19 protein-coding genes are annotated in these 24,759 nt (G+C 69.6%); 5 read left to right on the forward strand and 14 right to left on the reverse strand.

The window, feature by feature from the left end; genetic code table 11:
• Positions 1 to 7 precede the first annotated feature (7 nt).
• From ACFQ7F_RS21635 to ACFQ7F_RS21655, 5 genes are read right to left on the reverse strand one after another with little or no spacing between them, the layout of a single operon-like run.
• Positions 8 to 799, reverse strand: a complete 792-nt coding sequence (locus ACFQ7F_RS21635; protein ID WP_383272742.1) for a nucleoside phosphorylase — start codon at positions 797 to 799, stop codon at positions 8 to 10.
• Complete coding sequence (locus tag ACFQ7F_RS21640) at positions 796 to 1,695, reverse strand: ABC transporter permease (RefSeq protein WP_383272744.1); 900 nt, start codon at positions 1,693 to 1,695, stop codon at positions 796 to 798. The genes ACFQ7F_RS21635 and ACFQ7F_RS21640 overlap by 4 nt, the downstream gene beginning before the upstream one ends.
• Positions 1,692 to 2,780: an ABC transporter permease gene (locus tag ACFQ7F_RS21645; protein ID WP_383272746.1), complete on the reverse strand. Its 1,089-nt coding sequence runs from the start codon at positions 2,778 to 2,780 to the stop codon at positions 1,692 to 1,694. Before ACFQ7F_RS21645 ends, ACFQ7F_RS21640 begins: the two co-directional genes overlap by 4 nt.
• Before the next feature lies 1 nt (position 2,781).
• Positions 2,782 to 4,356: an ABC transporter ATP-binding protein gene (locus ACFQ7F_RS21650; protein ID WP_383272748.1), complete on the reverse strand. Its 1,575-nt coding sequence runs from the start codon at positions 4,354 to 4,356 to the stop codon at positions 2,782 to 2,784.
• On the reverse strand, positions 4,340 to 5,416 hold the full coding sequence (locus tag ACFQ7F_RS21655) for a BMP family ABC transporter substrate-binding protein (RefSeq protein WP_383272750.1): 1,077 nt from the start codon (positions 5,414 to 5,416) through the stop codon (positions 4,340 to 4,342). Before ACFQ7F_RS21655 ends, ACFQ7F_RS21650 begins: the two co-directional genes overlap by 17 nt.
• Before the next feature lie 366 nt (positions 5,417 to 5,782).
• Here ACFQ7F_RS21655 and mtnA point away from each other — a divergent pair, with 366 nt between their 5' ends.
• On the forward strand, positions 5,783 to 6,835 hold the full coding sequence (gene mtnA / locus ACFQ7F_RS21660; RefSeq protein WP_383272784.1) for an S-methyl-5-thioribose-1-phosphate isomerase: 1,053 nt from the start codon (positions 5,783 to 5,785) through the stop codon (positions 6,833 to 6,835).
• A 162-nt stretch (positions 6,836 to 6,997) separates the two neighbouring features.
• On the opposite strand, the gene mtnB is transcribed toward mtnA, so the two are convergent.
• The 9 genes from mtnB to ACFQ7F_RS21705 form a co-directional block, all read right to left on the reverse strand.
• A complete protein-coding gene (mtnB, locus tag ACFQ7F_RS21665) occupies positions 6,998 to 7,606 on the reverse strand; it encodes a methylthioribulose 1-phosphate dehydratase (RefSeq protein ID WP_383272752.1) in 609 nt (202 codons plus the stop codon).
• Positions 7,603 to 8,331 (reverse strand): acireductone synthase, encoded by a 729-nt coding sequence (gene mtnC / locus ACFQ7F_RS21670; protein ID WP_383272754.1) that lies wholly within the window; start codon positions 8,329 to 8,331, stop codon positions 7,603 to 7,605. The genes mtnB and mtnC overlap by 4 nt, the downstream gene beginning before the upstream one ends.
• 14 nt (positions 8,332 to 8,345) lie before the next feature.
• Positions 8,346 to 8,930, reverse strand: coding sequence for an acireductone dioxygenase (locus ACFQ7F_RS21675; protein ID WP_383272756.1), 585 nt, complete (start codon positions 8,928 to 8,930; stop codon positions 8,346 to 8,348).
• Positions 8,931 to 9,002: 72 nt separating this feature from the next.
• Positions 9,003 to 10,067, reverse strand: coding sequence for an LLM class flavin-dependent oxidoreductase (locus tag ACFQ7F_RS21680; RefSeq protein WP_383272758.1), 1,065 nt, complete (start codon positions 10,065 to 10,067; stop codon positions 9,003 to 9,005).
• 94 nt (positions 10,068 to 10,161) lie between these two features.
• The gene (locus ACFQ7F_RS21685; protein ID WP_383272760.1) at positions 10,162 to 11,244 is read right to left on the reverse strand and encodes an LLM class flavin-dependent oxidoreductase; all 1,083 of its coding nucleotides are present in this window, start codon (positions 11,242 to 11,244) and stop codon (positions 10,162 to 10,164) included.
• A 131-nt stretch (positions 11,245 to 11,375) separates the two neighbouring features.
• A complete protein-coding gene (locus ACFQ7F_RS21690) occupies positions 11,376 to 12,983 on the reverse strand; it encodes an FAD-dependent oxidoreductase (protein ID WP_383272762.1) in 1,608 nt (535 codons plus the stop codon).
• A gap of 5 nt (positions 12,984 to 12,988) precedes the next feature.
• On the reverse strand, positions 12,989 to 14,536 hold the full coding sequence (glpK, locus tag ACFQ7F_RS21695; RefSeq protein ID WP_383272764.1) for a glycerol kinase GlpK: 1,548 nt from the start codon (positions 14,534 to 14,536) through the stop codon (positions 12,989 to 12,991).
• A 67-nt stretch (positions 14,537 to 14,603) separates the two neighbouring features.
• A complete protein-coding gene (locus tag ACFQ7F_RS21700) occupies positions 14,604 to 15,395 on the reverse strand; it encodes an MIP/aquaporin family protein (protein ID WP_383272766.1) in 792 nt (263 codons plus the stop codon).
• A gap of 344 nt (positions 15,396 to 15,739) precedes the next feature.
• A complete protein-coding gene (locus tag ACFQ7F_RS21705) occupies positions 15,740 to 16,504 on the reverse strand; it encodes an IclR family transcriptional regulator (RefSeq protein WP_383272768.1) in 765 nt (254 codons plus the stop codon).
• Between the two features lie 300 nt (positions 16,505 to 16,804).
• Here ACFQ7F_RS21705 and metH point away from each other — a divergent pair, with 300 nt between their 5' ends.
• The 4 genes from metH (at position 16,805) to ACFQ7F_RS21725 (ending at position 24,709) form a co-directional block, all read left to right on the forward strand.
• The gene (metH, locus tag ACFQ7F_RS21710) at positions 16,805 to 20,323 is read left to right on the forward strand and encodes a methionine synthase (protein WP_383272770.1); all 3,519 of its coding nucleotides are present in this window, start codon (positions 16,805 to 16,807) and stop codon (positions 20,321 to 20,323) included.
• A 98-nt stretch (positions 20,324 to 20,421) separates the two neighbouring features.
• Positions 20,422 to 21,123, forward strand: coding sequence for an HAD-IA family hydrolase (locus tag ACFQ7F_RS21715; RefSeq protein ID WP_383272772.1), 702 nt, complete (start codon positions 20,422 to 20,424; stop codon positions 21,121 to 21,123).
• Positions 21,124 to 21,443: 320 nt separating this feature from the next.
• On the forward strand, positions 21,444 to 23,051 hold the full coding sequence (locus ACFQ7F_RS21720) for an ABC transporter substrate-binding protein (protein WP_383272774.1): 1,608 nt from the start codon (positions 21,444 to 21,446) through the stop codon (positions 23,049 to 23,051).
• Between the two features lie 71 nt (positions 23,052 to 23,122).
• The gene (locus ACFQ7F_RS21725; RefSeq protein ID WP_383272776.1) at positions 23,123 to 24,709 is read left to right on the forward strand and encodes an ABC transporter substrate-binding protein; all 1,587 of its coding nucleotides are present in this window, start codon (positions 23,123 to 23,125) and stop codon (positions 24,707 to 24,709) included.
• Positions 24,710 to 24,759: the final 50 nt, after the last annotated feature.

A 24,759-nucleotide genomic window follows, 5' to 3' on the forward strand; every position in this document is an offset into this window, starting at 1 on the left:
GTCTGCCTCAGTGCTCCGTGGAGGCCAGCAGGCGCAGGGCGTCCAAGGCTATCCGGGCGCCACGGTCGACTCCCTCGGCGACCACGTCACGGTGCGGGTTGTAGCCACCGGTGGCTTCCTCGTCGACGAGTTCGTCGGCGTTGGCGCCGTCGACGACGAGTGCGCCGCCCGCCGTGAGGCCGTGCGTGGACGCGAAGACGTACAGCGCCGAGAGTTCCATCTCGATGGCCGCGATCCCGGCGGCCGCGTAGGCCTCGCCGGGCAGCGGCAGGAAGCCCGGCTGGAACGCGGCCCGCGTCCACACCACGCCACGGTGGTACGGGGCGTCGGCCGCGCGGGCCGCACGCTGGAGCGCGATGACCGCTTCCGGAGTCGCGAACGCCGGGTACTCGGCGGGGATCAGCTGCTGCGTCACACCGTCGTCGCGTACCGCCGCGTCCGCGATGACCAGGTCGCCGTCGCGGATGCCGGCACGGATCGCGCCCGCCGTGCCGAGCCGCAGGATGGTGGTGACGCCCGCCTCCGCCAGCTCCTGGAAGAGCAGGATCGCGCCGGGGGCGCCGACGCCGTGCGAGGCGACGACGACGGGGGTGCCCTGCCAGGTACCGGTGAAGGTGCGGTACTCGCGGTGGTACGACACCTCCTTCGCGTCGTCCAGGAGATCGGCGACGGCGGTGGCGCGCGCCGGGTCGCCGACGACGACCGCACGGGTGGGCAGGCCGGTGCGGGGGACGCGGGTGATGGGCAGCGCGTCGGTGAGGGTACGGGCCGCGGGGCTGTCGGTCGCGTCGGTCGTCATGAAGGTGCTCCTACCAGGGGCTTCGTCTTGCGGCGGCGCCTGCGCGCCGTGGACAGGAAGAGGGCGGCCAGCGTCACCACGTACGGAGCGGCGTCGGTCGCCTGCTGCGGCATGCCGAGCCCCTGGAGACGGAAGCCGACGGCCTCCGCGACACCGAAGAGCAGCCCGGCGAGCAGGACACCGAGCGGCAGGGCGCGGCCCAGCATCACGGCCACCACGGCGATCCAACCACGTCCGGCCGTCATGTTCTCGGAGAACAACGTGACGTTGCCGAGGGCGAGTTGAGCGCCCGCGAGGCCGCACAGGACACCGGACGTCAGAACTGCGGCGTACTGGTACTTCGCCGGGCTCACGCCCAGCGTCGCCGCCGCGTCGGGAGCCTCGCCGACACCGCGTAGGCGAAGGCCCCAGGGGTGGCGGGCGAGGAAGACACCCGCCACGGCGACGGCGGCCCACGAGAGGTACACGAGAGCGGAGTGCCCGGACAGGACCGCCCCGACGAACGGGATGTCGATGCCGTCGAGCCCGGCCAGCCCCGGATCGGAGAAGGTGCCCTGCACGCCGAAGACCGTACGCAGCAGGAACCCGGTCAGGCCGACGGCGAGGAGGTTGAGCGCGACCCCGAGGACGACAGCGTCGCCTCGCAGCGAGATCGTCCCGACGGCCAGAATCATCGAGTACGCCGCCGACGCGAGGGCGGCGAACACGACACCGAGCCAGGCGCTCCCGGTGAACCAGCTGCCCGCGACGCCGCTGAAGCAGCCGATGAGCATCATGCCTTCGAGGCCGATGTTGAAGACGCCCGCGCGCTCGCAGATCGCGCCGCCGAGTGCGGCGAGGAGGATCGGGGTGAGGGCGAGGAGCGCCGAGTGGAACAGCGCGGAGTCGATGCTCATCGCACGCTCACTTCCTTCGCTTCGATCGCTTCGGTCTCGGCGGGGGGCTTCTTCCTGGCCCGTCGCCACGTCAGGTTCAGCCGGGCGGCCAGGAAGACGATGACGACGGCCTGCAGGACCTGGGTCAGCTCGCGCGGCACCTCGGTGGTCCGCTCCATGGCGAGCCCGCCCACTTCGAGCGCGGCGAAGAACAGGCCGGCGACGACGGTCCCGACGGGTGCGGCGGCGGCAAGGAGCGCGGCCGTGAGGCCGGTCCAGGTGTGCCCGGCCGCGGTCAGCGAACCGTCGATGAAGCGGTAGGGGAAGCTGAGTACGCCGATGGCGCCGACCAGTCCCGCGACGGCGCCGGAGAGCGCCATGAGCCGCAGCGTGAGCCGGGGCCTGTCGACCCCCGCGTACGCGGCGAAGCGCGGATTGAGTCCCGTCATGCGGATCTCGTAGCCGGTGGCGGTGCGGGCGTCGGCGAACATGAAGACGGCGGCCGCGACCGCCACGAGGAGCAGTCCGACGGTGACGGTCGACGACCCGAACGCGGGCAGTTCGACCCCGGCCGGCAGCCGCCGGGTCTGCGGGAGGCTCGACCCGTCCTCCTTGAGCGGAAAGCGCGCGAGGTAGGAGGCGAAGGACATCGCCGGATACCCGAGCAGCAGACTGCTGACGAGCAGCGGTACTCCGAACCGGTTCTGGCACACGGCGGCGAGCGCGGCGTAGGCGGCGCCCGCCGCCATCCCCGCGAGCAGCGAGGCGACGACGGTCAGCGGCGCGGGCAGCGGCGAGTAGAGCCCGGTGGCAGCGGCGGCGATCCCGCCGAGCACCAACTGCCCGTCCCCGCCGAGGTTGAGCAGCCCGGCCCGCATGGGGATCGCGAGTGCGAGGGCGAGCCCGATGATGCTGGTCCCCGTGGTGAGCGTGGACCCGATGCCGTCGGGCCCGAGCGCACCACTGACGACGGAGCCGTACGCCCCGACGGGATCGGCCCCGGTCCCGACGAGGAAGAGCGCGCCGACGAGGACGGCGGCGACGACGGAGTGCAGGGCGGGGGAGCGGAGGCCCCGGCCGCCGAGGGAACGGATCGCGTTACCCATGTCAGGAGCCCTCCTTCACGGCTGCGGGGTCGCTTTCGCGCGGAGGCGGGACCGTCGCCTCGGTGGTGATGTCGTTGCCGGAGCCGCCCGCCATCGCGAGTCCCAGCGTGCGCTCGTCCGCGTCCGCGCGCGCGTACTCCGCGGCCACCCGGCCCTCGTACATCACCAGGACACGGTCCGAAAGGCCGCGGATCTCGCTCAGTTCGGCGGAGACCATGAGGATCGCGTGGCCCGCGTCGCGGTGGGCGATCAGCTGGTCGTGGATCGTCTGGATGGCGCCGATGTCGACACCTCGGGTGGGCTGCTCGACGATCAACAGGGGTGATTCGTGGGCGAGTTCGCGGCCGATCACCAGCTTCTGCAGGTTGCCGCCCGACAGCGAGCCCGCCGTGTGGCGGGACGAGGCCGCCTTGATGCCGAAGCGCTCGATCAGCACGCGCGCGTGCTCACGGAACCAGGACGGGCGCAGGAGGCCGTGCCCCCGGTGGTGCCCCATTGCCAGGTTCTCGGCGATCGTCGCGCCCGGCGCCGTGCCGACCGCCACGCGGTCCTCGGGGACGTACGAGAGACCCGCCGCACGGCGCCCCGCGGCCGAAGCCTCCGTGATGTCCTGACCGGAGAGCGTGACCCGGCCACCGGAGACCGGACGCAACCCGGCGATGGCTTCGACGAGTTCACTCTGGCCGTTGCCCGCCACTCCCGCGATGCCCACGATCTCGCCCGCACGGACGGCGAGCGAGACCTCGCGCACCGCGTCCGTCGACAGGGAGTCGACGGAGAGGACATCGCCGCCCGGCGCACCCGTCGGATGCACGCGGTCGAGCTCCACCGCGCGCCCCGTCATCGCCGCGGCGATCCCGTCCGCGCTGGTGTCGGAGGTCCGCATCCGCGCCGCGACCCGGCCGTCCCGCAGGACGGTCACCGCGTCGCTGCCCTCGATCACCTCACGCAGCTTGTGCGTGACGAGCAGGACCGTGCGCCCGTCGTCGGCCAGGGAACGAAGGACGCCGAACAGGGCGTCGGCCTCCGCCGGGGTCAGGACCGCGGTCGGCTCGTCGAGGATCAGCGTACGGGCGCCCCGGTAGAGGAGCTTGAGGATCTCCACGCGCTGGCGCACGCCCACCGGCAGGTCCTCGACCTTCGCCGCCGGGTCCACCGCGAGACCGTGCTCTTCCGCGAGCGCACCCACCCGCCGCACCGCCTCCCGCCGGTCCGTCAGACCGAAGCGGCGCGGCTCGGCGGCGTACACGACGTTCTCGGCGACCGTGAAGGACGGGAACAGCTTGAAGCTCTGGTGCACCATGCCCAGGCCCGCCGCGATCGCCTCGCTCGGGCTCGCGAACGTGCGCTCGCGCCCGTCGAGCAGGATCTGCCCGGCGTCCGGCCGCTGCAGTCCGTAGAGCACGGACATCAGCGTCGACTTGCCCGCGCCGTTCTCACCCATCAGGGCGTGGATCTCACCGCGCGCGACGCTCAGATCCACCCTGTCGTTGGCGAGGGTGCCGGGGTACTCCTTGGTGATGCCCCGCAGCTCGACGGCGGGGGCGGCGATGACGGACTCAGGCCGCGGGGTCATTGACCTTCAGCTTTCCCGCGACGATGTCGTCCCGCAGCGACTCGACGCGCTTCAACACATCCTTGTGGTCGGCGATCAGGCACTTGGAGTCCGCGAGTCCTGGCTCGAGACCGGTCAGCGACATGCCGCCCTCCTTGAGGCCGTACGACACCGTGCTGCCGCCCTTGCCCTTCAGGATCTGCGCGATGCCCTTCTCGACGGCGACATCGGTCTTCTTCAGTACGTTGTCGACGACGACCCCGGGGCTGCTGAGGCACTGGTTCGCGTCGACGCCGTACGCCTCGAAGCCCTTGGCCTTCGCGGCCTGGAAGACGCCGGTGTTGCCGCCCGCGGCAGCCGCCATCACCTGGTCGGCCCCGCCCGAACCGAGCGTCGCCCCCTGATCCTTGGCACGCGCCGCGTCACTGAACGGGGACTGCCCGCCGACGAAGAGCGTGCGGGACTTGGCCCCCGCCCGCGCCTTCTTCGCACCGGCCGCGAACGGCTCGCTGTAGCGGCGGAACTGCACGCTGTCGAGGACGACGACGGCGCCCACCTTCTTGCTCTTGGTGAGCAGCCCGGCCTCGGCGCCCGCGAGGTACACCGCCTCGTGCTCGCGGAAGACCGCGCAGGTGACGTTCTTGTACGTCTTCTTCGTGCACGCGTCGACGAGCAGGAACTGCTGCTTCGGATGCGCCTCGGCCTGCTGCGCCGCGATGTCGGCGAACTCGAACCCGACGAGTGTGATGACGTCGGGCGCGGAATCCACGGCCGACTGCACGTTCTGCTGCCGCGAGGCCGGGTCGCTGCTCTGGAAAACCTTCGGGGACCCGGCGCCCTCGGACTTCGCCGCCGACTTCACCCCGCTGACGGCCAGCTTGAGGAACTCGTTCTGGGCCACCGGGTCGGGCGTGACGAGCGTGAACGCCTTGGCTCCCTCGGCTCCGGCGCCGTCCGAACCGTCCTTCTTCGCGGCGGCGTTGCAGCCGGTGGTGAGAAGGGCGGCGCCGACAGCGATCGAGGACAGCCGAAGGGACGTACGACGGGATACGCGAAGCGACTTGCGCAGGGGCATGGACATACGGGAGCGCCTTCTCGAAGGAGCCTGGTAGCCCAGGCGGTGGCAGGGAAGTCGGACGTGCGGGGCTGGAGAGCCGGCGAACTGGAGCCGCTCAGCGACAGCAGCGACAACAGCGGCGACAGCGGCACATTCGGCGGCTGTCGGTCACGGCGGGGCAGCGCATGGAGCCGGCGGTCCGCTGGGTCTTCATGGCCGTCCTCCTCGCACCGTGGGTCGATCCGTCCTGGGTGGCGGTGAGGGTAACACCGGATTTCGGACAGCTGCACGAACGTCTCGAAATATGGTTCGAGCAGGTCAGGTACGGTGACGGCACCCCCTCCCCGCATGGCCGCAAACGCCCCTATTCTCCCGGAGTTGAGCAAGCACATGAGCAGCCAGGACCTGCGCGCCGTCACGTGGACGGCGGTCGCGGAGGGCGGCGCGCCGTCCCTCTCCCTCATCGATCAGACGGCGCTCCCGCACGCCTTGGAGCGTCTCGACGTCACGACCGTCGACGAGCTGATCGACGCGATCGTGCGCTTGGTGGTCCGTGGCGCTCCCGCGATCGGTGCGGCCGGCGGCTACGGCGTCGCCCTCGCGATGGCGCAGGGCGAGCGCGAGGGCTGGGACCGCGCACGCCTCGACGCGGAGGTCGCGCGGGTGCGTGCGGCGCGGCCCACCGCGGTGAACCTGATGGTGTGCGTGGACCGGGTCGCCCCGCTCATCGACGCGGGCCTTGCCGCGGTGCTCGCGGAGGCGGACGCGATCGTGCGGGAGGACCTGGAGGCCAACCACGCGATGGGCGCGTTCGGGGCGGACTGGCTCCTCAAGCGCGTGCCCGTGGACCGGCCGCTGCGGATCCTCACCCACTGCAACACGGGTGCGCTCGCCACGGCGGGCTGGGGCACGGCGCTGGGTGTCATACGCGAACTGCACGGCCGTGGGCGTCTGGAGACCGTGTACGCCGATGAGACGCGCCCCCTGCTCCAAGGCGCGCGGCTCACCGCGTGGGAGCTGGTGCAGGAGGGCATACCGCACTTCGTCCAGGCGGACGGGGCGGCCGCGGGCACGATCCTGCGGGGCGAGGTGGACGCGGCGATCGTCGGCGCCGACCGGATCGCCGCGAACGGCGACACGGCGAACAAGGTGGGCACCGTGGGGATCGCGCTCGCGTGCGCGTACGCGGGGATCCCGTTCATGGTGGCCGCGCCCACGACGACGGTGGATCTCGCCACGGCGACGGGTTCCGACATCCACATCGAACTGCGGGGCGAGGAGGAGGTCCTGGAGTGGGCCGGGGTACGGACCGCGCCGGTCGGGTCGCGGGGCCATAACCCCGCCTTCGACGTGACGCCGGGTTCTCTGGTGACGGGGCTTGTGACGGAGCGGGGCGTGCTGGAGGTGGGGGCGGGGGAGTTGCCGGTGGTGGGGCTGAGCTAGAGGCAGTTCATTTCCCCGACCCCGCCCTCAATCGCCGGACGGGCTGAGAATCTTTCAGCCGTCCGGCGTTTGAGGACCGGGGTCTGGGGCGGAGCCCCTGCGCGGCGAAGCCGCCAATAGATACAGCCGGGAAAGGGCGGGATTGGGGGAAGCCCCGCAGGGTCAGCCCCGCGTCAGCTCCAGCTCCAGCAACCACTCCACGACCTCCGTGCGATGCCGCGCCTCCCGGGCATCCGCCCCCCACACGTACAGCCCGTGCCCGGCGACAACCACCGCCGGCATCCCGGGCGAGAGCGCTGCCTCAAGACGATCCCCCAGGACCACCATGTCCTGGCTGTTGGCAATCACCGGCAGCGTCACGGCAACCTCATGTGTCGCATGCCCAAGCCCCTTCAGCATCTCCAGATCGCGGAAGGGAATACCGCCGGGCAGCCGATGCCCCATGGCCACCGACGCCACCGTGTGGACGTGCACCACGGCCCCGGCCCCGGTGAGCGCAGCGACCCGCGCATGCAGCGCCGCCTCCGCCGAAGGCCGCCCCGCGCCCAGCGCCGCACCGGAGGCGTCCGTCAACACCACGTCCGCAGAGGTGAGTTCACCCTTGTCGCGCCCGCTCGCCGTCACCGCGAGCTGAAGCGGCGTACGCGAGAGGACCACGGACAGGTTGCCGGACGTGCCCCGCATCCATCCGAACGAAGCGAAGCGCGCGGCCTCGGCGGCGAGGACGGCTCCCGCCTCCTCCAGGTCAAGAACAGTAGTGGTCTCGCTCACCGAACGCTCCTAGCAACGCTGATCTCATCGAAGGCCGAAACCTCCGCATGCCCGCCCACCCCGGCGGCGAAGTACGGCTCCCCGGCCCGACGTACACCCACGGTCAGCCACCCGGCGTCCCGCGCCGCGTCCAGCTCCCCGAGCCGGTCGGAGAGGAAGAGCGTGCGGCCGGGGTCCACTCCGACAGCGGCCGAAATCGCGCGGTAGGACCCCGCCTCCTGCTTGGGGCCCGCGTTCTCGGTGTCGTAGAAGCCGCTCACGAGGTCCATCAGGGAACCCTCGGGCGAGTACGTGAACCATGCCCGCTGCGCCCCGACGGACCCGGACGAGTACACGTAGAGGCGTACCCCGTCCGCCGCCCAGCCGCGCAGCACGTCGATCACCTCGGGGTAGAAGTGCGAGACAAGCTCGCCCCGCGCGAAGCCCTCCGCCCAGAGGATGCCCTGGAGCGTCTTCAGGGGCGTCGCCTTACGGTCGGCGTCGACCCATTCGCCGAGGATCTTCTCCACCCGCCCGGCGTCCGCATCCGGCTCACCGGCCAGTTCCCGCACCTGGGCGACGGCCCGCGCCACCTCCGGCTCCCCGCCCCGCGAGGCGAGCAGCGTCCCGAAGCGCTCGCGCGCGTAGGGATACAGCACATCCACCACGAACCCCGTGGCGCTCGTGGTGCCCTCGATGTCGAGCACGACAGCGTCCACAGCGTCCGCGTCGATTCCTGCACTCAAACCCGAACCCGAAGTCACGCGGCGTATCCCGCGTGGATCGCGTCGAAGTCCGGGAAGCGGTCCGCGATCGGGCTGCCCGTGAACGTGCCGATCCAGCCGTCCTCCTCGTGGAAGAAGCGGATCGCCGTGAACGCGGGGGACGTGCCCATGTCGAACCAGTGCGTCGTGCCGCGCGGCACCCCGAGCAGATCGCCCTTCTCGCAGTAGACGGCGTGCACTTCGCCGGCCACGTGCAGATAGAAGATCCCGGCGCCCGCGACGAAGAACCGCACCTCGTCATCGTCGTCGTGCGTGTGCTCGGCGAGGAACTTCTGCCGGGCCGCCTTCGCCTTCTCGGGCCACTCGGGGTCGTCGCTAGGGTGCAGCGCGACCACGTCGACCGTCTGGAAGCCCTCCTCGGCGTTGAGCTTGTCGATCTCCGTGCGGTACGCGGCGAAGACGGTGTCGCTGTCGGCGTCGGCGGGCACGTCCTCGCGCACCGGCCACTGCTCGTAGCGCACGCCTATGGGGGCGAGCGCGGCGGCGATCTCGGCCGGGTTCGCGGTGCGGCGTACGACGGTCTCGGTGCCGGACTCCGGCCAGGTCGTCAGGAGGGTCATGGCTCGCTCCAGAAGGGGACAAGGTGGGTACGGGGGGATGGTAACTCCCAGGTCAGCCGACGTCAGCCGCGCTCACACGGCGTCCCACAGCGTGGACGGCGCGGCCCTGCGGACCACCGGCGCGACCTCCTCGGCGAACCGCTGCAGCGTCTCGATCTGCTCGCCACGCTCCAGGCCGAAGCCGTCCACGGTGATGGACTGCAGGTCGTGCCCGTACACCTCGTGGTAGCCGAGGATCTTGTCGATGATCTGCTGCGGCGAGCCGATGAGCTGCGGCCCGTCGGCGATCGCGTCCTCGATGGTGCGGAAGGGGGTGTTGTAGCCCGCCTTTCCCTCCAGATGCGGCTTGAAGGTCTGGCGCACCTTCGCCTCGTACAGCTCGCGGTAGCGCGAGGCCGCCTGCTCCGCCGAGTCCGCGATCAGCAGTCCGCCGGAGCCCGCCGCCACCCGGGCGCGCGCCGGGTCGTGCCCGTACTCCTCGAACCGCTCGCGGTAGTGCGCGATCAGCTTCGCGTACGCGGCACGCGGCTGGATGGCGTTGGCGGTGAAGAGCGGATCCCCGTGCTTGGCCGCCAGATCGGGGGAGTTGAGGGAGGTCGCCGAGCCGTGCCAGATGCGCGGCAGGCCCGCGTACGGGCGCGGCACCGTCGTCACGTCCTTCAGGGCGGGCCTGAACTCGCCCTCCCAGTCGACGTTCTCCTCGCTCCACAGGCGGCGGAGCAGCTCGTACTTCTCCTTCTGCAGATCCCACTGCCGTTCCTCGTCGAGCCCGAAGAGATCGAAGTGACCGGCCTCCGCGCCCTTGCCGATCACCAACTCGATCCGGCCGCGCGAGATCTGATCGAGCGTCGCGTAGTCCTCGGCGACCCGGACCGGGTCGAGGATCGCCACGACGGTGACGCCGGTGAGCAGCTTGATCCGGGTGGTCCGTGCGGCGAGCGCGCCGAGCACGACGGTGGGGCTCGACGACAGGAAGGCGCCCGCGTGCCGCTCTCCCACGGCGTACGCGTCGTAGCCGAGCCGCTCGGCGGCCACGCCGACCTCGATCACGTCGGCCAACCGGTCGGCGGACGTGGGGAGGTGACCGGTCAGCGGGTGCGGGGCGTGGCCGATGATCGACAGGACCTGGAACTTCATGGTGCCCTCTTTCGTGAATCGTGCCGCGGTGAACTGTGCTGCGGTGAACCGTGCCGCGGTGGGATCAGCTCTGCTTCTGCCAGGCCTGCTTCTGTCAGCTCTGCTTCTGCCAGGCCTGCGCGAGCAGCTCGTACGACCGCACCCGGTCCGCGTGGTCGTGCGTGATGGTGGTGATGAGCAACTCGTCCGCACCGGTGGCCTGTTGGAGTTCGGCAAGACCTTCCGTCACCGTCTCGGGGCCGCCCACGAACTGCGTGTCGACGCGGTCGGCCACCAACTCCCGGTCCTCTTCGGTCCATTCGAGGCGGTCCGCCTCCTCGGGCGTGGGGAACGTGATCGCACCCTCCGCCCTGCGGATGGACCGCACCCATGGCGCGTACCCGGCCGCGAGCCGCCGCGCCGACTCGTCGTCTGGCCCGACCACGGCATCGGCGGACACAAGCACGTATGGATCGGAGAGCGCCGCCGAGGGGCGGAACGCGGCACGGTAGGCGTTCACCGCCTCGACCACCGTGCCCGGACTGACGTGGTAGTTCGCCCCGAACGGCAGCCCCCGCGCACCCGCGACCTCGGCGCTCTCGCCCGCGCTGCTGCCCAGGACCCACACGTCGACGTCGGCGCCGTCGCCCGGTATCGCGTGTGCCTCGGTGCCGTCGTCGCCGCGGTACGTACCGCCGAAGAGCGCCAGGATGTCGCCGACCTGCTCGTCGTACGCCGGAGTCTGCGCGCCCGGCTGCTGGAGCAGCTTGAACTGCAGCTGGAAGCGCGGAGATCGGAGCAGCCGGGCGAGGCCCGCGGGGACCCCGGATCCTCCGGAGGCGGCCGCCTTGGAGCGCGGACGTCCGGACCTGCCGAGCCCCAGATCGATCCGCCCCGGATACAGCGCGTCCAGAATCCCGAACTGCTCCACGACCGACAGCGGAGTCTGATGCCCGAGCAGCACCGCCCCTGAGCCCACCCGGATCTCCCGCGTCGCCTGCGCCACCGCCTGGATCACCAGGGCGGGCGCCGAACCCGCGACACCGGGATTGAGGTGGTGCTCGGCAAGCCAGTAGCGGCGGTAGCCGAAATCCTCGGCCGCCCGGGCCAGTTCTACGGTGTTGCGCAGCGCCGTCGGAGCGTCGGAGCCGGAGCTTACGGGGACCAGATCGAGTACTGAGAGAGGAACCGGAGGCATCCTCCTACTCTCCCCGTGCCGTATTGCACGCGTATGTACGCGGTGTGGCGGCCCTGCCGGGTACGCCGAAGGGGCGGCCCCCCAAAGAGAGGGAGCCGCCCCTTCGACCAGCCAGTACTTACAGCCGGTGCCTACTTGCCGTCGAGCACGTCCTGGACCTTGCCGCGGACCTCGTCCGTGGCGAGGCCGCGGATCGTCAGCGTCGTACGGCGGCGCAGGACGTCGTCCGCCGTCTCTGCCCACTCGTGGTCACGGGCGTAGACGACCTGCGCCCAGATCTCCGGGGCGTCCGGCGAGACGCGCTCGGCGAGCTCCGGGTTCTCGTTCGCCAGACGGGCGATGTCGAAGGAGAGCGAGCCGTAGTGCGTCGCCAGGTGCTTGGCGGTGTCGGCGGACATCCGCGGGCCGGGCGCCGGGCCGTCGACGAGCAGACGGTGCGCGACCGCACGCGGGTTGGCGATGCCGGGCAGCGGAAGCCGCTTCTGGAGCTGCGAGATCGGCTCGTAGTCGTCGCCGAGCGGGTGGCCCGGCAGCGACTCCAGCTTCTTCATCACCGTACGGCCGATGTGGCGGAAGGTCGTCCACTTGCCGCCCGCGACGGAGAGCATGCCGCGCGCTCCCTCGGTGACGACCGTCTCGCGCTTGGCCTTCGACGTGTCGCCGGGGCCGCCGGGCAGGACGCGCAGGCCCGCGAAGGAGTAGGTGATCAGATCGCGGGACAGCTGCTGGTCGCGGATGGAGAACGCGGCCTCGTCCAGGATCTGCGCGGTGTCGGCCTCGGTGACGCTGACGTCCGCCGGGTCGCCCTCGAACTCCTCGTCCGTCGTGCCGAGAAGGAGCATGTCCTCCCACGGCAGGGCGAAGGTGATGCGGTACTTGTCGATCGGCGTGGCCAGTGCGGCCTTCCAGGGGGCGGTGCGCTTGAGGACCAGGTGCGCGCCCTTGGAGAGGCGGATGGAGGGCGCCGCGTCCGGGTTCTCCATCTTGCGCAGGTGGTCGACCCAGGGGCCCGTGGCGTTGAGCACGAGGCGGGCGTTCACGCCGAACTCGTCGCCGCTCATGCGGTCCTTGAGCTCCGCGCCCGTGACCCGGCCCTTGGTGAAGCGCAGGCCCGTGACCTCGGCGTGGTTGAGGACCACTGCACCGGCCTCGACGGCCGCGCGGACCGTCATCAGGGCCATGCGGGAGTCGTTCATCTGGTCGTCGCCGTACACGGCCACGGCCTTCAGGTTGTCCGTGCGCAGCTCCGGCACGTCCTGCGCGGCCTTGGAGGGCGAGAGCAGGTGGCCGACGCCGTCGCCGAACGCGGAGAGCGCGCTGTACGCGAAGACGCCCGCGCCCAGCTTGGCGGCGCCGTGCGGGCCGCCCTTGTAGACGGGCAGGTAGAAGGTGAGCGGGTTCGCCAGGTGGGGGGCCACCTGACGCGACACCGCGCGACGCTCGAAGTGGTTCTCCGCGACCAGCTTCACCGCACCGGTCTGCAGGTAGCGCAGACCGCCGTGGAGCAGCTTGGAGGAGGCGGAGGAGGTGGCGCCGGCGAAGTCACCGGCGTCCACCAGGGCCACCCGCAGGCCCGACTGCGCGGCATGCCAGGCGGTGGAGATGCCCAGGATTCCGCCACCGATCACCAGGAGGTCGTACGTCGCCTTGGAAAGCTGCTCCCGGGTCTCGGCGCGGCTCGGGTTGGAACCGGCAGCCGGATGCGTCCCGAGGGCAGGGACGCTCTGCAGGGTGGTCATGTTGATTACTCCTCGCCACTCTCATCGAGCCAACCCATGGACCGCTCGACGGCCTTGAGCCAGCTCTTGTACTCACGGGCACGGGTGTCCGCGTCCATGCTGGGTGTCCACTCCGCCGCGCGGCGCCAGTTGGCGCGCAGCTCGTCGGTGCCGGACCAGAAGCCGACGGCGAGACCGGCGGCGTAGGCGGCGCCGAGGCAGGTCGTCTCGGCCACCATCGGGCGCACCACCGGTGCGTCGAGGAAGTTCGAGAGCGTCTGCATCAGCAGGTTGTTGGAGGTCATGCCGCCGTCGACCTTGAGGGCCGTGAGCTCGACGCCGGAGTCCTTCGTCATGGCGTCGGTGATCTCACGGGTCTGCCAGGCCGTGGCCTCCAGGACGGCGCGCGCGATGTGCGCCTTGGTGACGTACCGGGTGAGACCGGTGATCACACCGCGGGCGTCGGAACGCCAGTACGGGGCGAAGAGGCCGGAGAAGGCCGGTACGAAGTAGGCGCCGCCGTTGTCCTCGACCGACGACGCGAGCGTCTCGATCTCGGCGGCGGAGTTGATCAGGCCCATCTGGTCGCGCATCCACTGCACGAGCGAACCGGTGACCGCGATGGAACCCTCGAGCGCGTAGACCGGCTTCTGGTCGCCGATCTGGTAGCCGACGGTGGTCAGCAGGCCCGAGTAGGAGTTGATGGCCGACTCACCGGTGTTCATCAGCATGAAGGTGCCGGTGCCGTACGTCGACTTGGCCTCGCCCTTGGCGAAACAGGTCTGGCCGAAGAGGGCGGCCTGCTGGTCGCCGAGCGCGGAGGCGACGGGGGTGCCGGGCAGGACGTCGCCGAGCTTGCCGCCGGTGACCTCGCCGTAGACCTCGGCGGAGGAACGGATCTCGGGGAGCATCGCCATCGGGACGCCGATGGACTCGGCGATCGACTCGTCCCACTGCATGGTGTGCAGGTTCATCAGCATGGTGCGCGACGCGTTGGTGACGTCGGTGACGTGCTTGCCGCCGTTGACACCGCCCGTCAGGTTCCAGATGACCCAGGAGTCCATGGTGCCGAAGAGGATGTCGCCCGCCTCGGCGCGCTCGCGCAGACCGTCGACGTTGTCGAGCAGCCAGCGGGCCTTCGGCCCGGCGAAGTAGCTGGCGAGCGGCAGGCCCGTCTGACGGCGGAAGCGGTCCTGGCCGACGTTGCGGCCGAGCTCCTTGCACAGGGTGTCGGTACGGGTGTCCTGCCAGACGATGGCGTTGTGCACCGGCTCGCCGGTGTTCTTGTCCCAGAGCAGCGTGGTCTCACGCTGGTTGGTGATGCCGATCGCCTTGATGTCCTCGTGGGTGATCCCCGCCTTGGAGATGGCGCTCGCGACGACCTCCTGGACGTTCGTCCAGATCTCGCTCGCGTCGTGCTCGACCCAGCCCGGCTTCGGGAAGATCTGCTCGTGCTCCTTCTGGTCGACCGAGACGATCCGGCCGTCCTTGTCGAAGACGATGCAGCGGCTCGAAGTGGTGCCCTGGTCGATGGCCGCGATGAAGGGGCCTGCGGTGTGTGCGTCGGTGCTCACGGTGTACTCCTGCTCTTCTTTGCTCTCGGCGGTCTTTCTCAGGCGGTCATCGGCAGCGCTCGCGCCCCTACTTGAACGCGAGGTTGTAGATGCCGCCCGCGATGGCTCCGCCGATCAGCGGACCGGCGATCGGCACCCATGCGTACGCCCAGTCCGAGCTGCCCTTGTTCGGCAGCGGGAGGAGGGAGTGCACGATGCGCGGACCCAGGTCACGGACCGGGTTGATCGCGTAGCCGGTGGGGCCACCGAGCGAGAGGCCGATGCTCACCACGACGAGGGCGGTGATCAGCGCGCCGAGCGTGCCGAGGCCGTTGCCGCCGTCGTTCAGGCCCTGGGTGAGGATCGCGAGGACCAGTACGACCGTCGCGATGATCTCGGTGAGCACGTTCTGCGCGTAGTTGCGGATCTCGGGTCCCGTGGTGAAGACACCGAGCACCGGACCGGCCTTGGGCGCGGCCTTCTGGTCGACGAGGCCCTCCTCCATCGGCTGTGCCGCGAGGATCTCCGGGTCGGTCAGGTGGGCCTTGAACTGGCCCAGGTAGGCGAGCCAGACCAGGACGGCGCCGATGATCGCGCCGAGCAGCTGAGAGGCGAAGTAGAGCGGAACATCGCTCCACTTCGTGCCGCCCTCGATGGCGAGGCCGAGGGTGACCGCCGGGTTGAGGTGGGCGCCTGACACGCCACCCGCCAGATAGGCGCCGGTGAGCACCGCGAAGCCCCACCCGAAGGTGATCGCGAGCCAGCCGGCGTCCTTGGCCTTGGAGGCCTTGAGCGTGACGGCGGCGCAGACACCGCCGCCGAGCAGTACGAGAATGGCGGTACCGATGGTCTCGCCGATGAAGATGTCGGAGCTGGACACCCGCGACTCCTTTGTCCTTCGTCCAGGGGAAGGCGAACCCCGGGTCCCTCCGGTGGTCCGCGACCTCAGGTGAGGTCCTGCCGGCCCTTGGCCTTGTCACACTCTAACGCTTAATGCCGGTAGGTGTTCGACAATGCCGACCGATGGACGCGAGTCTCACCCCGGGGTTACTTGCCCGTCAAGAGCTCTGTAATTGAAAACACGATCGTTATTGATCGTTCCGGGTTATCGGTCGCGGCAGGGGTCACCACGGGGCGAAACACCGTCACACGATGATCGCGCGGAAGGGTGTCCCCTGCATGTTGAGCGGCGGGGGGCACGCCCCGCAAAGGGCGCGGGGAACGCTAGAAGCGCCCGGCGCCCAGGTCCCGCGACACGGCGCGGGCGCAGTCCCGTACGGCCGCGATCAGATCGGGGCGCAGTTCCCCGTCCCTCTGGACGCGCTCTACCGCTCCGGTGATACCGACCGCGCCGACCGGCATGCGGCGCCGGTCGTGAATGGGGGCGGCCACGGAGGCGACGCCCTCCCACGTCTCCTCGACGTCGGCGGCGTACCCGCGCGCGCGGGTCACGTCGAGGACGCCCTCGAAGCCGTCGGGGTCCACGACGGTGCGCGAGGTGAAGCTCTGCCAGTCGGCTTCCGCGGCCTCGCTGTGCGCCACGGGGTCGTAGGCGGCGAGCACCTTGCCCAGGGCCGTGGAGTGCAGCGGGTGCATCGCCCCCACCTCAAGGACCTGGCGGCTGTCGTCGGGCCTGAAGACGTGGTGCACGATCAGGACGCCCTGCTGGTGCAGGACGCCGAGGTAGACGCTCTCGCCGCTCGAGCGGGCCAGGTCGTCGGTCCACACCAGGGCGCGGGCCCGCAGCTCGTGCACGTCCAGATAGCTGTTGCCCAGGCGCAGGAGCTCGGCGCCGAGCTGATAGCGGCCCGACGCGGACTCCTGCTCGACGAAGCCCTCGGCCTGCAACGTGCGCAGAATGCCGTGAGCCGTGCCCTTGGCGAGGCCAAGGGCGGACGCGATCTCCGAGAGGCCGAGCCGCCGCTCTCCGCCCGCGAGCAGTCGCAGCATCGCGGCCGCCCGCTCGAGTGACTGGATGTTCCGTGCCATCGCAGCCCCTTCCTCCGTCCCCTCTGACTCCACGTTCGACAATGCTGAACACTATCGGTCGTTGCCGACCTCCCGCGACAGAGCGGCAGGCCGTGTTTGTCGTAGGTTCTCGCACGCTTCCCGCCGTTCCCCGCCGTTTTCCGCCGGGCCTCCGGGCCACACCCCTGTAATGGGCCGGGCCGCCGGGCGTCCGGACCGTGAACACTCCAACGCTCTGGACCTTCGTCCGGCTACCCTGACCGGGTGCGCCTTCCACCGAAGCGCAAAGCCGACAGCCGTCGCACCTCAGGGAGCTCTTTCATGGCCTCGTTGCCTACCCCCTCGTCCGGTTCCTCGAACGGAACCCGGGCCGACGCCCTTCGCGAAGCCCTCGCCACCCGTGTGGTGGTGGCCGACGGTGCGATGGGCACGATGCTGCAGGCGCAGGACCCCACCCTTGAGGACTTCCAGAACCTCGAGGGCTGTAACGAGATCCTGAACGTGACCCGCCCGGACATCGTCCGCTCGGTCCATGAGGAGTACTTCGCGGTCGGTGTCGACTGCGTGGAGACGAACACGTTCGGCACGAACTTCGCGGCCTTGAGCGAGTACGACATCCCCGAGCGGAACTTCGAGCTCTCCGAGGCGGGCGCCCGCATCGCCCGCGAGGTCGCCGACGAGTTCACCCTCTCCACCGGTCAGCAGCGCTGGGTCCTGGGCTCGATGGGTCCCGGCACGAAGCTGCCGACCCTGGGCCACGCCCCGTACCCCGTGCTGCGCGACGCCTATCAGACCAACGCCGAAGGCATGATCGCGGGCGGCGCCGACGCCCTCCTGGTGGAGACCACCCAGGACCTCCTTCAGACCAAGTCCGCGATCCTGGGTGCCCGCCGCGCACTGGACGCCACCGGTGCGAACCTGCCGCTGATCTGCTCGGTCACCGTCGAGACGACCGGCACGATGCTGCTCGGCTCGGAGATCGGTGCCGCGCTGACCGCCCTGGAGCCGCTGGGCATCGACATGATCGGCCTGAACTGCGCCACGGGCCCGGCCGAGATGAGCGAGCACCTGCGCTATCTCGCCCGCCACTCGCGCGTCCCGATCTCCTGCATGCCCAACGCGGGCCTGCCGGTCCTTGGCAAGAACGGCGCCCACTACCCGCTGACCGAGGCGGAGCTGGCCGACGCCCAGGAGACCTTCGTACGCGAGTACGGTCTCTCCCTGGTCGGCGGCTGCTGCGGCACGACCCCCGAGCACCTGCGCCAGGTCGTCGAGCGTGTCCGCGGCGTCGAGACGGTCCGCCGTGAGCCGCACCCCGAGCCCGGCGCCGCCTCGCTCTACCAGACCGTGCCCTTCCGCCAGGACACCGCGTACATGGCGATCGGCGAGCGCACGAACGCCAACGGCTCGAAGAAGTTCCGTGAGGCCATGCTGGAGGGCCGCTGGGACGACTGTGTGGAGATGGCCCGCGACCAGATCCGCGAAGGCGCCCACATGCTCGACCTGTGCGTCGACTACGTGGGCCGCGACGGCGTCAAGGACATGGCCGAGCTCGCGGGCCGCTTCGCCACCGCCTCCACCCTGCCCATCGTCCTGGACTCCACCGAGCTGCCCGTTCTGCAGGCCGGTCTGGAAAAGCTGGGCGGCCGTGCCGTCATCAACTCCGTCAACTACGAGGACGGCGACGGCCCCGAGTCGCGCTTCGCGAAGGTCACCGAGCTGGCCAGGGAGCACGGCGCCGCGCTGATCGCGCTGACCATCGACGAGGAGGGCCAGGCCCGCACCGTCGAGCACAAGGTCGCCATCGCCGAGCGCCTCATCGACGACCTGACGGGCAACTGGGGCATCCACGAGTCGGACATCCTCATCGACGCCCTGACCTTCACCATCTGCACCGGCCAGGAAGAGTCCCGCAAGGACGGCATCGCCACCATCGAGGCGATCCGCGAGCTCAAGCGCCGCCACCCGGACGTGCAGACCACCCTGGGGTTGTCGAACATCTCCTTCGGCCTCAACCCGGCCGCCCGTGTCGTGCTGAACTCCGTCTTCCTCGACGAGTGCGTCAAGGCGGGCCTGGACTCGGCGATCGTGCACGCCTCCAAGATCCTGCCCATCGCGCGCCTGGAGGAGGAGCAGGTCAAGGCCGCCCACGACCTGATCTACGACCGCCGCGAAGAGGGCTATGACCCCCTGCAGAAGCTCATGGAGCTCTTCGAGGGCGTCAACATGAAGTCGATGAAGGAGGGCAAGGCCGAGGAGCTTCTCGCCCTGCCGCTTGACGAGCGCCTGCAGCGCCGCATCATCGACGGCGAGAAGAAGGGCCTGGAGGCCGACCTGGACGAGGCGCTTGGGTCCCGCCCGGCGCTCGACATCGTCAACGACACCCTCCTGGAGGGCATGAAGGTCGTCGGCGAGCTGTTCGGTTCCGGCCAGATGCAGCTGCCCTTCGTGCTGCAGTCCGCCGAGGTGATGAAGACCGCGGTCGCCCACCTGGAACCGCACATGGAGAAGTCGGACTCCGAGGGCAAGGGCACCATCGTCTTGGCCACCGTGCGCGGCGACGTCCACGACATCGGCAAGAACCTCGTCGACATCATCCTGTCCAACAACGGCTACAACGTGGTCAACCTCGGCATCAAGCAGCCGGTCGCCGCCATCCTGGACGCCGCCGCCGAGCACCGCGCGGATGTGATCGGCATGTCGGGTCTCCTGGTGAAGTCGACCGTGATCATGAAGGAGAACCTGGAGGAGCTCAACCAGCGCAAGATGGCCGCGGACTTCCCCGTCATCCTGGGCGGTGCCGCGCTCACCCGTGCCTACGTCGAGCAGGACCTCCACGAGATCTACGAGGGCGAGGTCCGCTACGCCCGCGACGCGTTCGAGGGCCTGCGCCTGATGGACGCCCTCATCGCGGTCAAGCGCGGCGTCCCCGGCGCCACGCTGCCCGAGCTGAAGCAGCGCCGCGTGGCCAAGAGGGACACTCCAGTCCTAGAGGTCTCCGAGGACGAGGGTCCCGCCCGCTCGGACACCTCCGTCGACAATCCCGTGCCCACCCCGCCGTTCTGGGGCACCCGCGTCGTCAAGGGCATCCAGCTCAAGGAGTACGCCTCCTGGCTGGACGAGGGCGCCCTGTTCAAGGGCCAGTGGGGCCTCAAGCAGGCCCGCAAGGGCGACGGGCCCACCTACGAGGAGCTCGTCGAGACGGAGGGACGCCCCCACCTGCGCGGCTGGCTCGATGAGCTGCACACGAAGAACATGCTGGAGGCGGCCGTCGTCTACGGCTACTTCCCCTGTGTCTCCAAGGGCGACGACCTGATCATCCTGGACGACGAGGGCAACGAGCGCACCCGCTTCAGCTTCCCGCGCCAGCGCCGCGGCCGGCGCCTGTGCCTGGCGGACTTCTTCCGCCCGGAGGAGTCCGGCGAGCGGGACGTGGTCGGCCTCCAGGTCGTCACCGTCGGCTCGAAGATCGGCGAGGCCACCGCGAAGCTCTTCGAGGCCGACTCCTACCGCGACTACCTCGAACTGCACGGCCTGTCCGTGCAGTTGGCCGAGGCACTCGCCGAGTACTGGCACGCGCGCGTGCGCGCCGAACTCGGCTTCGGCGGTGAGGACCCCGACGCCGTCGAGGACATGTTCGACCTGAAGTACCGCGGCGCGCGCTTCTCCCTCGGCTACGGCGCCTGCCCCGACCTCGAGGACCGCGCGAAGATCGCCGAGCTCCTGGAGCCGGAGCGGATCGGAGTGCAGCTCTCCGAGGAGTTCCAGCTCCACCCGGAGCAGTCCACGGACGCGATCGTCATCCACCACCCTGAGGCCAAATACTTCAACGCGCGCTAAGCGGGCAAGTCGTACACTTGTCGGTCCAGTGCAGGCCGGTTGCTCACCCGTCGAAAGGGAGCAACCGGCCTTCTCGTCCCTCATGGAGGTGTGCCCGAATGACCAGTACGGTTCCCGCGCTCGATACCCGAACGGCCGAAGGCTCCGACCTGCAGGCGGTGCTCCTCGACATGGACGGCACACTCGTGGACACCGAGGGGTTCTGGTGGGACGCCGAGGTCGCGGTATTCGCCGCACTCGGACACACGCTCGACGAGGCCTGGCGCGACGTGGTCGTCGGCGGCCCCATGACGCGCAGCGCCGGCTTCCTCATCGCGTCCACCGGCGCCGACATCACGGTGCCCGAGCTGACCGTGCTGCTCAACGACGGCTTCGAGGACCGCATCGGCCGCGCCCTGCCGATGATGCCGGGAGCCGCCAGGCTGCTTGCCGAACTCGCCGCGCACGAGGTTCCGATGGCGCTGGTCTCCGCGTCGCACCGGCGCATCATCGACCGCGTGCTCGACTCGATCGGATCCCACCACTTCACGCTGACCATCGCGGGCGACGAGGTGACCCGGACCAAGCCGCACCCCGATCCCTACCTCCTCGCGGCGGCGGGGGTTGGGGCAGAACCGGCCAGATGTGCCGTCATCGAGGACACCGCGACCGGCGTCGCGGCGGCCGAGGCCGCGGGCTGCCGAGTGGTGGCCGTGCCGTCCGTCGCACCTATCGCGGCGGCGTCCGGCAGGACCGTCGTCCCCTCCCTCGAACACGTCAACCTGCCTTTCCTGCAAGGCCTGATGGCCGGAAAGTGCTGAGCGGTTGAAGGTGTGACCTTTCCCACTTGGTGGGGGGTCGACAGTCGATCGCGGCTGTGCACGCGCGTCGATTTGCGCGAGTTGTGGAGAGGTGTTGTGTCCCGATTGAGGGGAACCTCACGAAACCTTCCCGAGTCGGGTTATCGGTGTGTCCGCGCCTGGTTTCGCTGCGTGATTGAGGGGCAACTCCGGTACCTTCCGGCCCTCCTGGCGGTGCGGACTAATGTCTTCGCGAGAACATCGCCACACCCCACGGTCCGACTGACCCCACCCCTCGTTGTCGGTCCGCACGGGACCAACAGCTCTGGAGAACGTCGAGCATGAACCGTAAGACTTTGGTGCTGCCTGCCTTGGTAGGTCTGCTCGCTCCCGCGCTCGCGGCGTGCGGCGGGGCGGGCGACGGTGGGGGAGACGACGCGATTGCTGTCGGCACCACGGACGTGTTCTCCACCTCACCCGAGGTGCCGGCCCCCTTCGACCCGGCGTTCGCCTATGACGCGGGCTCCTGGAACATCCTGCGCCAGACGTTCCAGACGCTGATGGCGTCGCCGCGCGGCGACGGAGAGCCGGAGCCCGACGCCGCCCAGAAGTGCGGTTTCACCGACACCGGCAACGAGCGCTACGAGTGCACGCTGCGCAAGGGCCTGAAGTTCGCCGACGGCAAGCCGCTGACCGCAACCGATGTGAAGTTCTCCATCGAGCGGGTGCGGGACATGAAGATCAAGGACTCCACCGGCTCCTCCAGCCTGATGGCCAATGTCGACGCGATCGAGACCCGGGGCGACAGGGGCATCGTCTTCCACCTCAAGAGCGCCGACGCGACCTTCCCGTACAAGCTGGCCACGCCCGTCGCGGGCGTCGTCAGCTCGGAGCACTACGAGAAGAAGAAGCTGCGCCCCGGCTTCGACATCGACGGTTCGGGCCCCTACACCGCCAAGCAAGAGGTCAAGGGCAACACGCTCGTCAAGACGGTGTTCTCCAAGAACCCCAACTACAAGGGTGCGTACAAGCTCAAGAGCGACAAGATCGAGCTGCGCGACTACGCCTCCACCGAGGCCATGGGCAAGGCCCTCAAGGACGGCGACATCGACATGATGACGCGCACCATGTCGCCGGAGCAGATCAAGCAGCTCGACGAGAACCCGGGCAACAACATCGACCTGGTCGAGACGCCGGGCCTCGAGATCCGCTACCTCGGCTTCAACACGGAAGCCACCACCGTCAAGTCCAAGGCGGTCCGCCAGGCCATGGCACAGGTCGTCGACCGCGGCGCCCTCGCTGCCGGCGTCTACGGCGACGCGGCCGAGCCGCTCTACTCCCTGGTGCCGGCCACGGTCGTGGGGCACACCAACTCGTTCTTCAACAAGTACGGCAACCCGAGCACGGCCAAGGCCCGCAACCTGCTGCAGAAGGCCGACATCAGCACCCCGGTGAAGCTCACCCTGCACTACACGACGGACCACTACGGCCCGGGCACCAAGAAGGAATTCCAGGTCCTGCAGAAGCAGCTCAACGCGAGTGGCCTGTTCGACGTGTCGATCAAGGGCGAGGGCTGGACGACCTTCCGCCCCGCCGAGCAGAAGGGCGCGTACGACGTCTACGGAATGGGCTGGTTCCCCGACTTCCCCGACCCGGACAGCTTCGTCTCGCCGTTCCTCAACACGGACAACTTCCTCAACTCGCCGTACGCGAACCCCACCATCATCGACGAGCTGATCCCGAACTCGCGCCGTGAGGCGGACCGGCTCTCCGCGTCCAAGAGCATCCAGAGGATCCAGGACATCGTCGCCGAGGATGTGCCGTTCATTCCCCTCTGGCAGGGTAAGCAGTACATCGCCGCCCGCGACGACATCACGGGCGTCGAGTGGGCTCTCAACTCTGCCTCGAGCCTGCAGCTGTGGGAGCTCGGCCGCGGTGTGAGCGACTAGTCGTCGCGCACACCGGCACACGCCCCGCCGGGCTTCGCTCCACCGATTGACATCAACGACAAGGCACGTTCGTGAATTTGCGTAACCAGTGGCTGGCCCTTCCCCTCACGGGAGGGCTGGCCGCCGCCATGCTGACCGGCTGCGGAACAGAATCCGGCGGAGCAGGGGCGGACGGTGACGCGGTGGTGATGGGGATGTCGGACGACGTTCTGGCCACCGACCCGGCGTCGGGCTACGACCCCGGGTCGTGGCTCCTGTTCAACAACGTCTTCCAGTCCCTGATGAGCTTCCCGAACGGAGCCACGGAGCCGGAGCCCGAGGCCGCCAAGGAGTGCGGCTTCACCGACTCGGGGACCAAGGTCTTCGAGTGCACGCTGCGCGACGGCCTGAAGTTCAGCAACGGCAACGCGTTGACCTCGAAGGACGTCAAGTACTCCTTCGACCGCATGATGAAGATGAACGACCATGCCGGTCCGGCGATCATGTTCCCGATGCTCGACAGCGTCGAGACACCGAACGCCAAGAAGGTCGTCTTCAAGCTCAAGTACGCCGACGCCACCTTCCCCAGCAAGATCGCGTCCGGCGCCGGATCCATCGTCGACCACGCGTCGTACGACATGGACAGGCTGCGCGGCGACGGCCAGGCCACGGGTTCGGGACCGTACAAGCTCGACTCCTTCAACAAGGATCGGGCGGTGTTCTCGGTCAACCCCGACTACAAGGGCACCGCCAAGGTGAAGAACAAGGGCGTCACCCTCAAGTTCTTCCACGACGACCAGAAGGGCCTGAAGCAGGCGATCCTGGACGACAAGATCGACATCGCGTACCGGGGCCTCGCCGCCGGCGACGTCGCGGACATCGAGCAGGACACCTCGAGCGCGAGCCAGAACATCGACGTCGTCGAGGGCACGAGCGCCGAGGTGCAGCACCTGGTCTTCAACATGAAGGACCCGGTCGCGGGCAAGCTGGGCGTCCGCAAGGCCATGGCGTACCTGCTCGACCGGGACGCCCTGGTCAGAGACGTCTACCGGGACACGGCGACGCCGCTGTACTCGATCGTCCCGGCCGGGATCGGCGGTCACAACACCGCCTTCTTCGACACCTACGGTGCCCGCCCGCAGCGCTCCAAGGCCGCGGCCGCCCTGCGCGAGGAGGGCCTGAGCGGCAAGGTCAAGCTCACGCTCTGGTCCACGCCCTCGCGCTACGGCCCCGCGACCGACCAGGAGATGAAGGCGATAGCCAAGCAGCTCAACGCGAGCGGCCTCTTCGACGCCGACGTGAAGTCGATCCCGTTCGGCCAGTACGAGCGGGACATCAAGTCCGGCAAGTACGGCGTGTACGTCAAGGGCTGGGTGCCGGACTACCCGGACCCGGACAACTTCACGCAGCCCTTCTTCGGCAAGGGCAACGTCCTCGGCAACGGCTACCGGAACAGCGGCATCACCGGGAAGATCATCCCCGGCACCGCTGCCGAGGCCGACCGCACCAAGACCGACGACGACTACGCGCGGCTCCAGGACACCGTCGCCGACGAGCTGCCGATCCTGCCGGTCTGGCAGGCCAAGCAGTACGCCGTCATCTCCGACGACCTGTACGGCGTGGAGTCGTGCCTCGACGCGTCGACCGTGTTCCGCTTCTGGGAGCTCAGCAAGGCCTGATCGCACACGGCCTGATCGCACGGACACATATGAAGGCGGCCGCCCCCGGG

The sequence above is a fragment of the Streptomyces sp. NPDC056486 genome, from assembly GCF_042795295.1.
Taxonomy (GTDB): Bacteria; Actinomycetota; Actinomycetes; order Streptomycetales; family Streptomycetaceae; genus Streptomyces.

Coding starts and splice junctions, on each gene's coding strand:
- ACFQ7F_RS21635 (WP_383272742.1), bottom strand. CDS start 799: ATGACGACCGACGCGACCGACAGCCCCGCGGCCCGTACCCTCACCGAC.
- ACFQ7F_RS21640 (WP_383272744.1), bottom strand. CDS start 1,695: ATGAGCATCGACTCCGCGCTGTTCCACTCGGCGCTCCTCGCCCTCACC.
- ACFQ7F_RS21645 (WP_383272746.1), bottom strand. CDS start 2,780: ATGGGTAACGCGATCCGTTCCCTCGGCGGCCGGGGCCTCCGCTCCCCC.
- ACFQ7F_RS21650 (WP_383272748.1), bottom strand. CDS start 4,356: ATGACCCCGCGGCCTGAGTCCGTCATCGCCGCCCCCGCCGTCGAGCTG.
- ACFQ7F_RS21655 (WP_383272750.1), bottom strand. CDS start 5,416: ATGTCCATGCCCCTGCGCAAGTCGCTTCGCGTATCCCGTCGTACGTCC.
- mtnA (WP_383272784.1), top strand. CDS start 5,783: ATGAGCAGCCAGGACCTGCGCGCCGTCACGTGGACGGCGGTCGCGGAG.
- ACFQ7F_RS21675 (WP_383272756.1), bottom strand. CDS start 8,930: ATGACCCTCCTGACGACCTGGCCGGAGTCCGGCACCGAGACCGTCGTA.
- ACFQ7F_RS21680 (WP_383272758.1), bottom strand. CDS start 10,067: ATGAAGTTCCAGGTCCTGTCGATCATCGGCCACGCCCCGCACCCGCTG.
- ACFQ7F_RS21685 (WP_383272760.1), bottom strand. CDS start 11,244: ATGCCTCCGGTTCCTCTCTCAGTACTCGATCTGGTCCCCGTAAGCTCC.
- ACFQ7F_RS21690 (WP_383272762.1), bottom strand. CDS start 12,983: ATGACCACCCTGCAGAGCGTCCCTGCCCTCGGGACGCATCCGGCTGCC.
- ACFQ7F_RS21705 (WP_383272768.1), bottom strand. CDS start 16,504: ATGGCACGGAACATCCAGTCACTCGAGCGGGCGGCCGCGATGCTGCGA.
- metH (WP_383272770.1), top strand. CDS start 16,805: ATGGCCTCGTTGCCTACCCCCTCGTCCGGTTCCTCGAACGGAACCCGG.
- ACFQ7F_RS21715 (WP_383272772.1), top strand. CDS start 20,422: ATGACCAGTACGGTTCCCGCGCTCGATACCCGAACGGCCGAAGGCTCC.
- ACFQ7F_RS21720 (WP_383272774.1), top strand. CDS start 21,444: ATGAACCGTAAGACTTTGGTGCTGCCTGCCTTGGTAGGTCTGCTCGCT.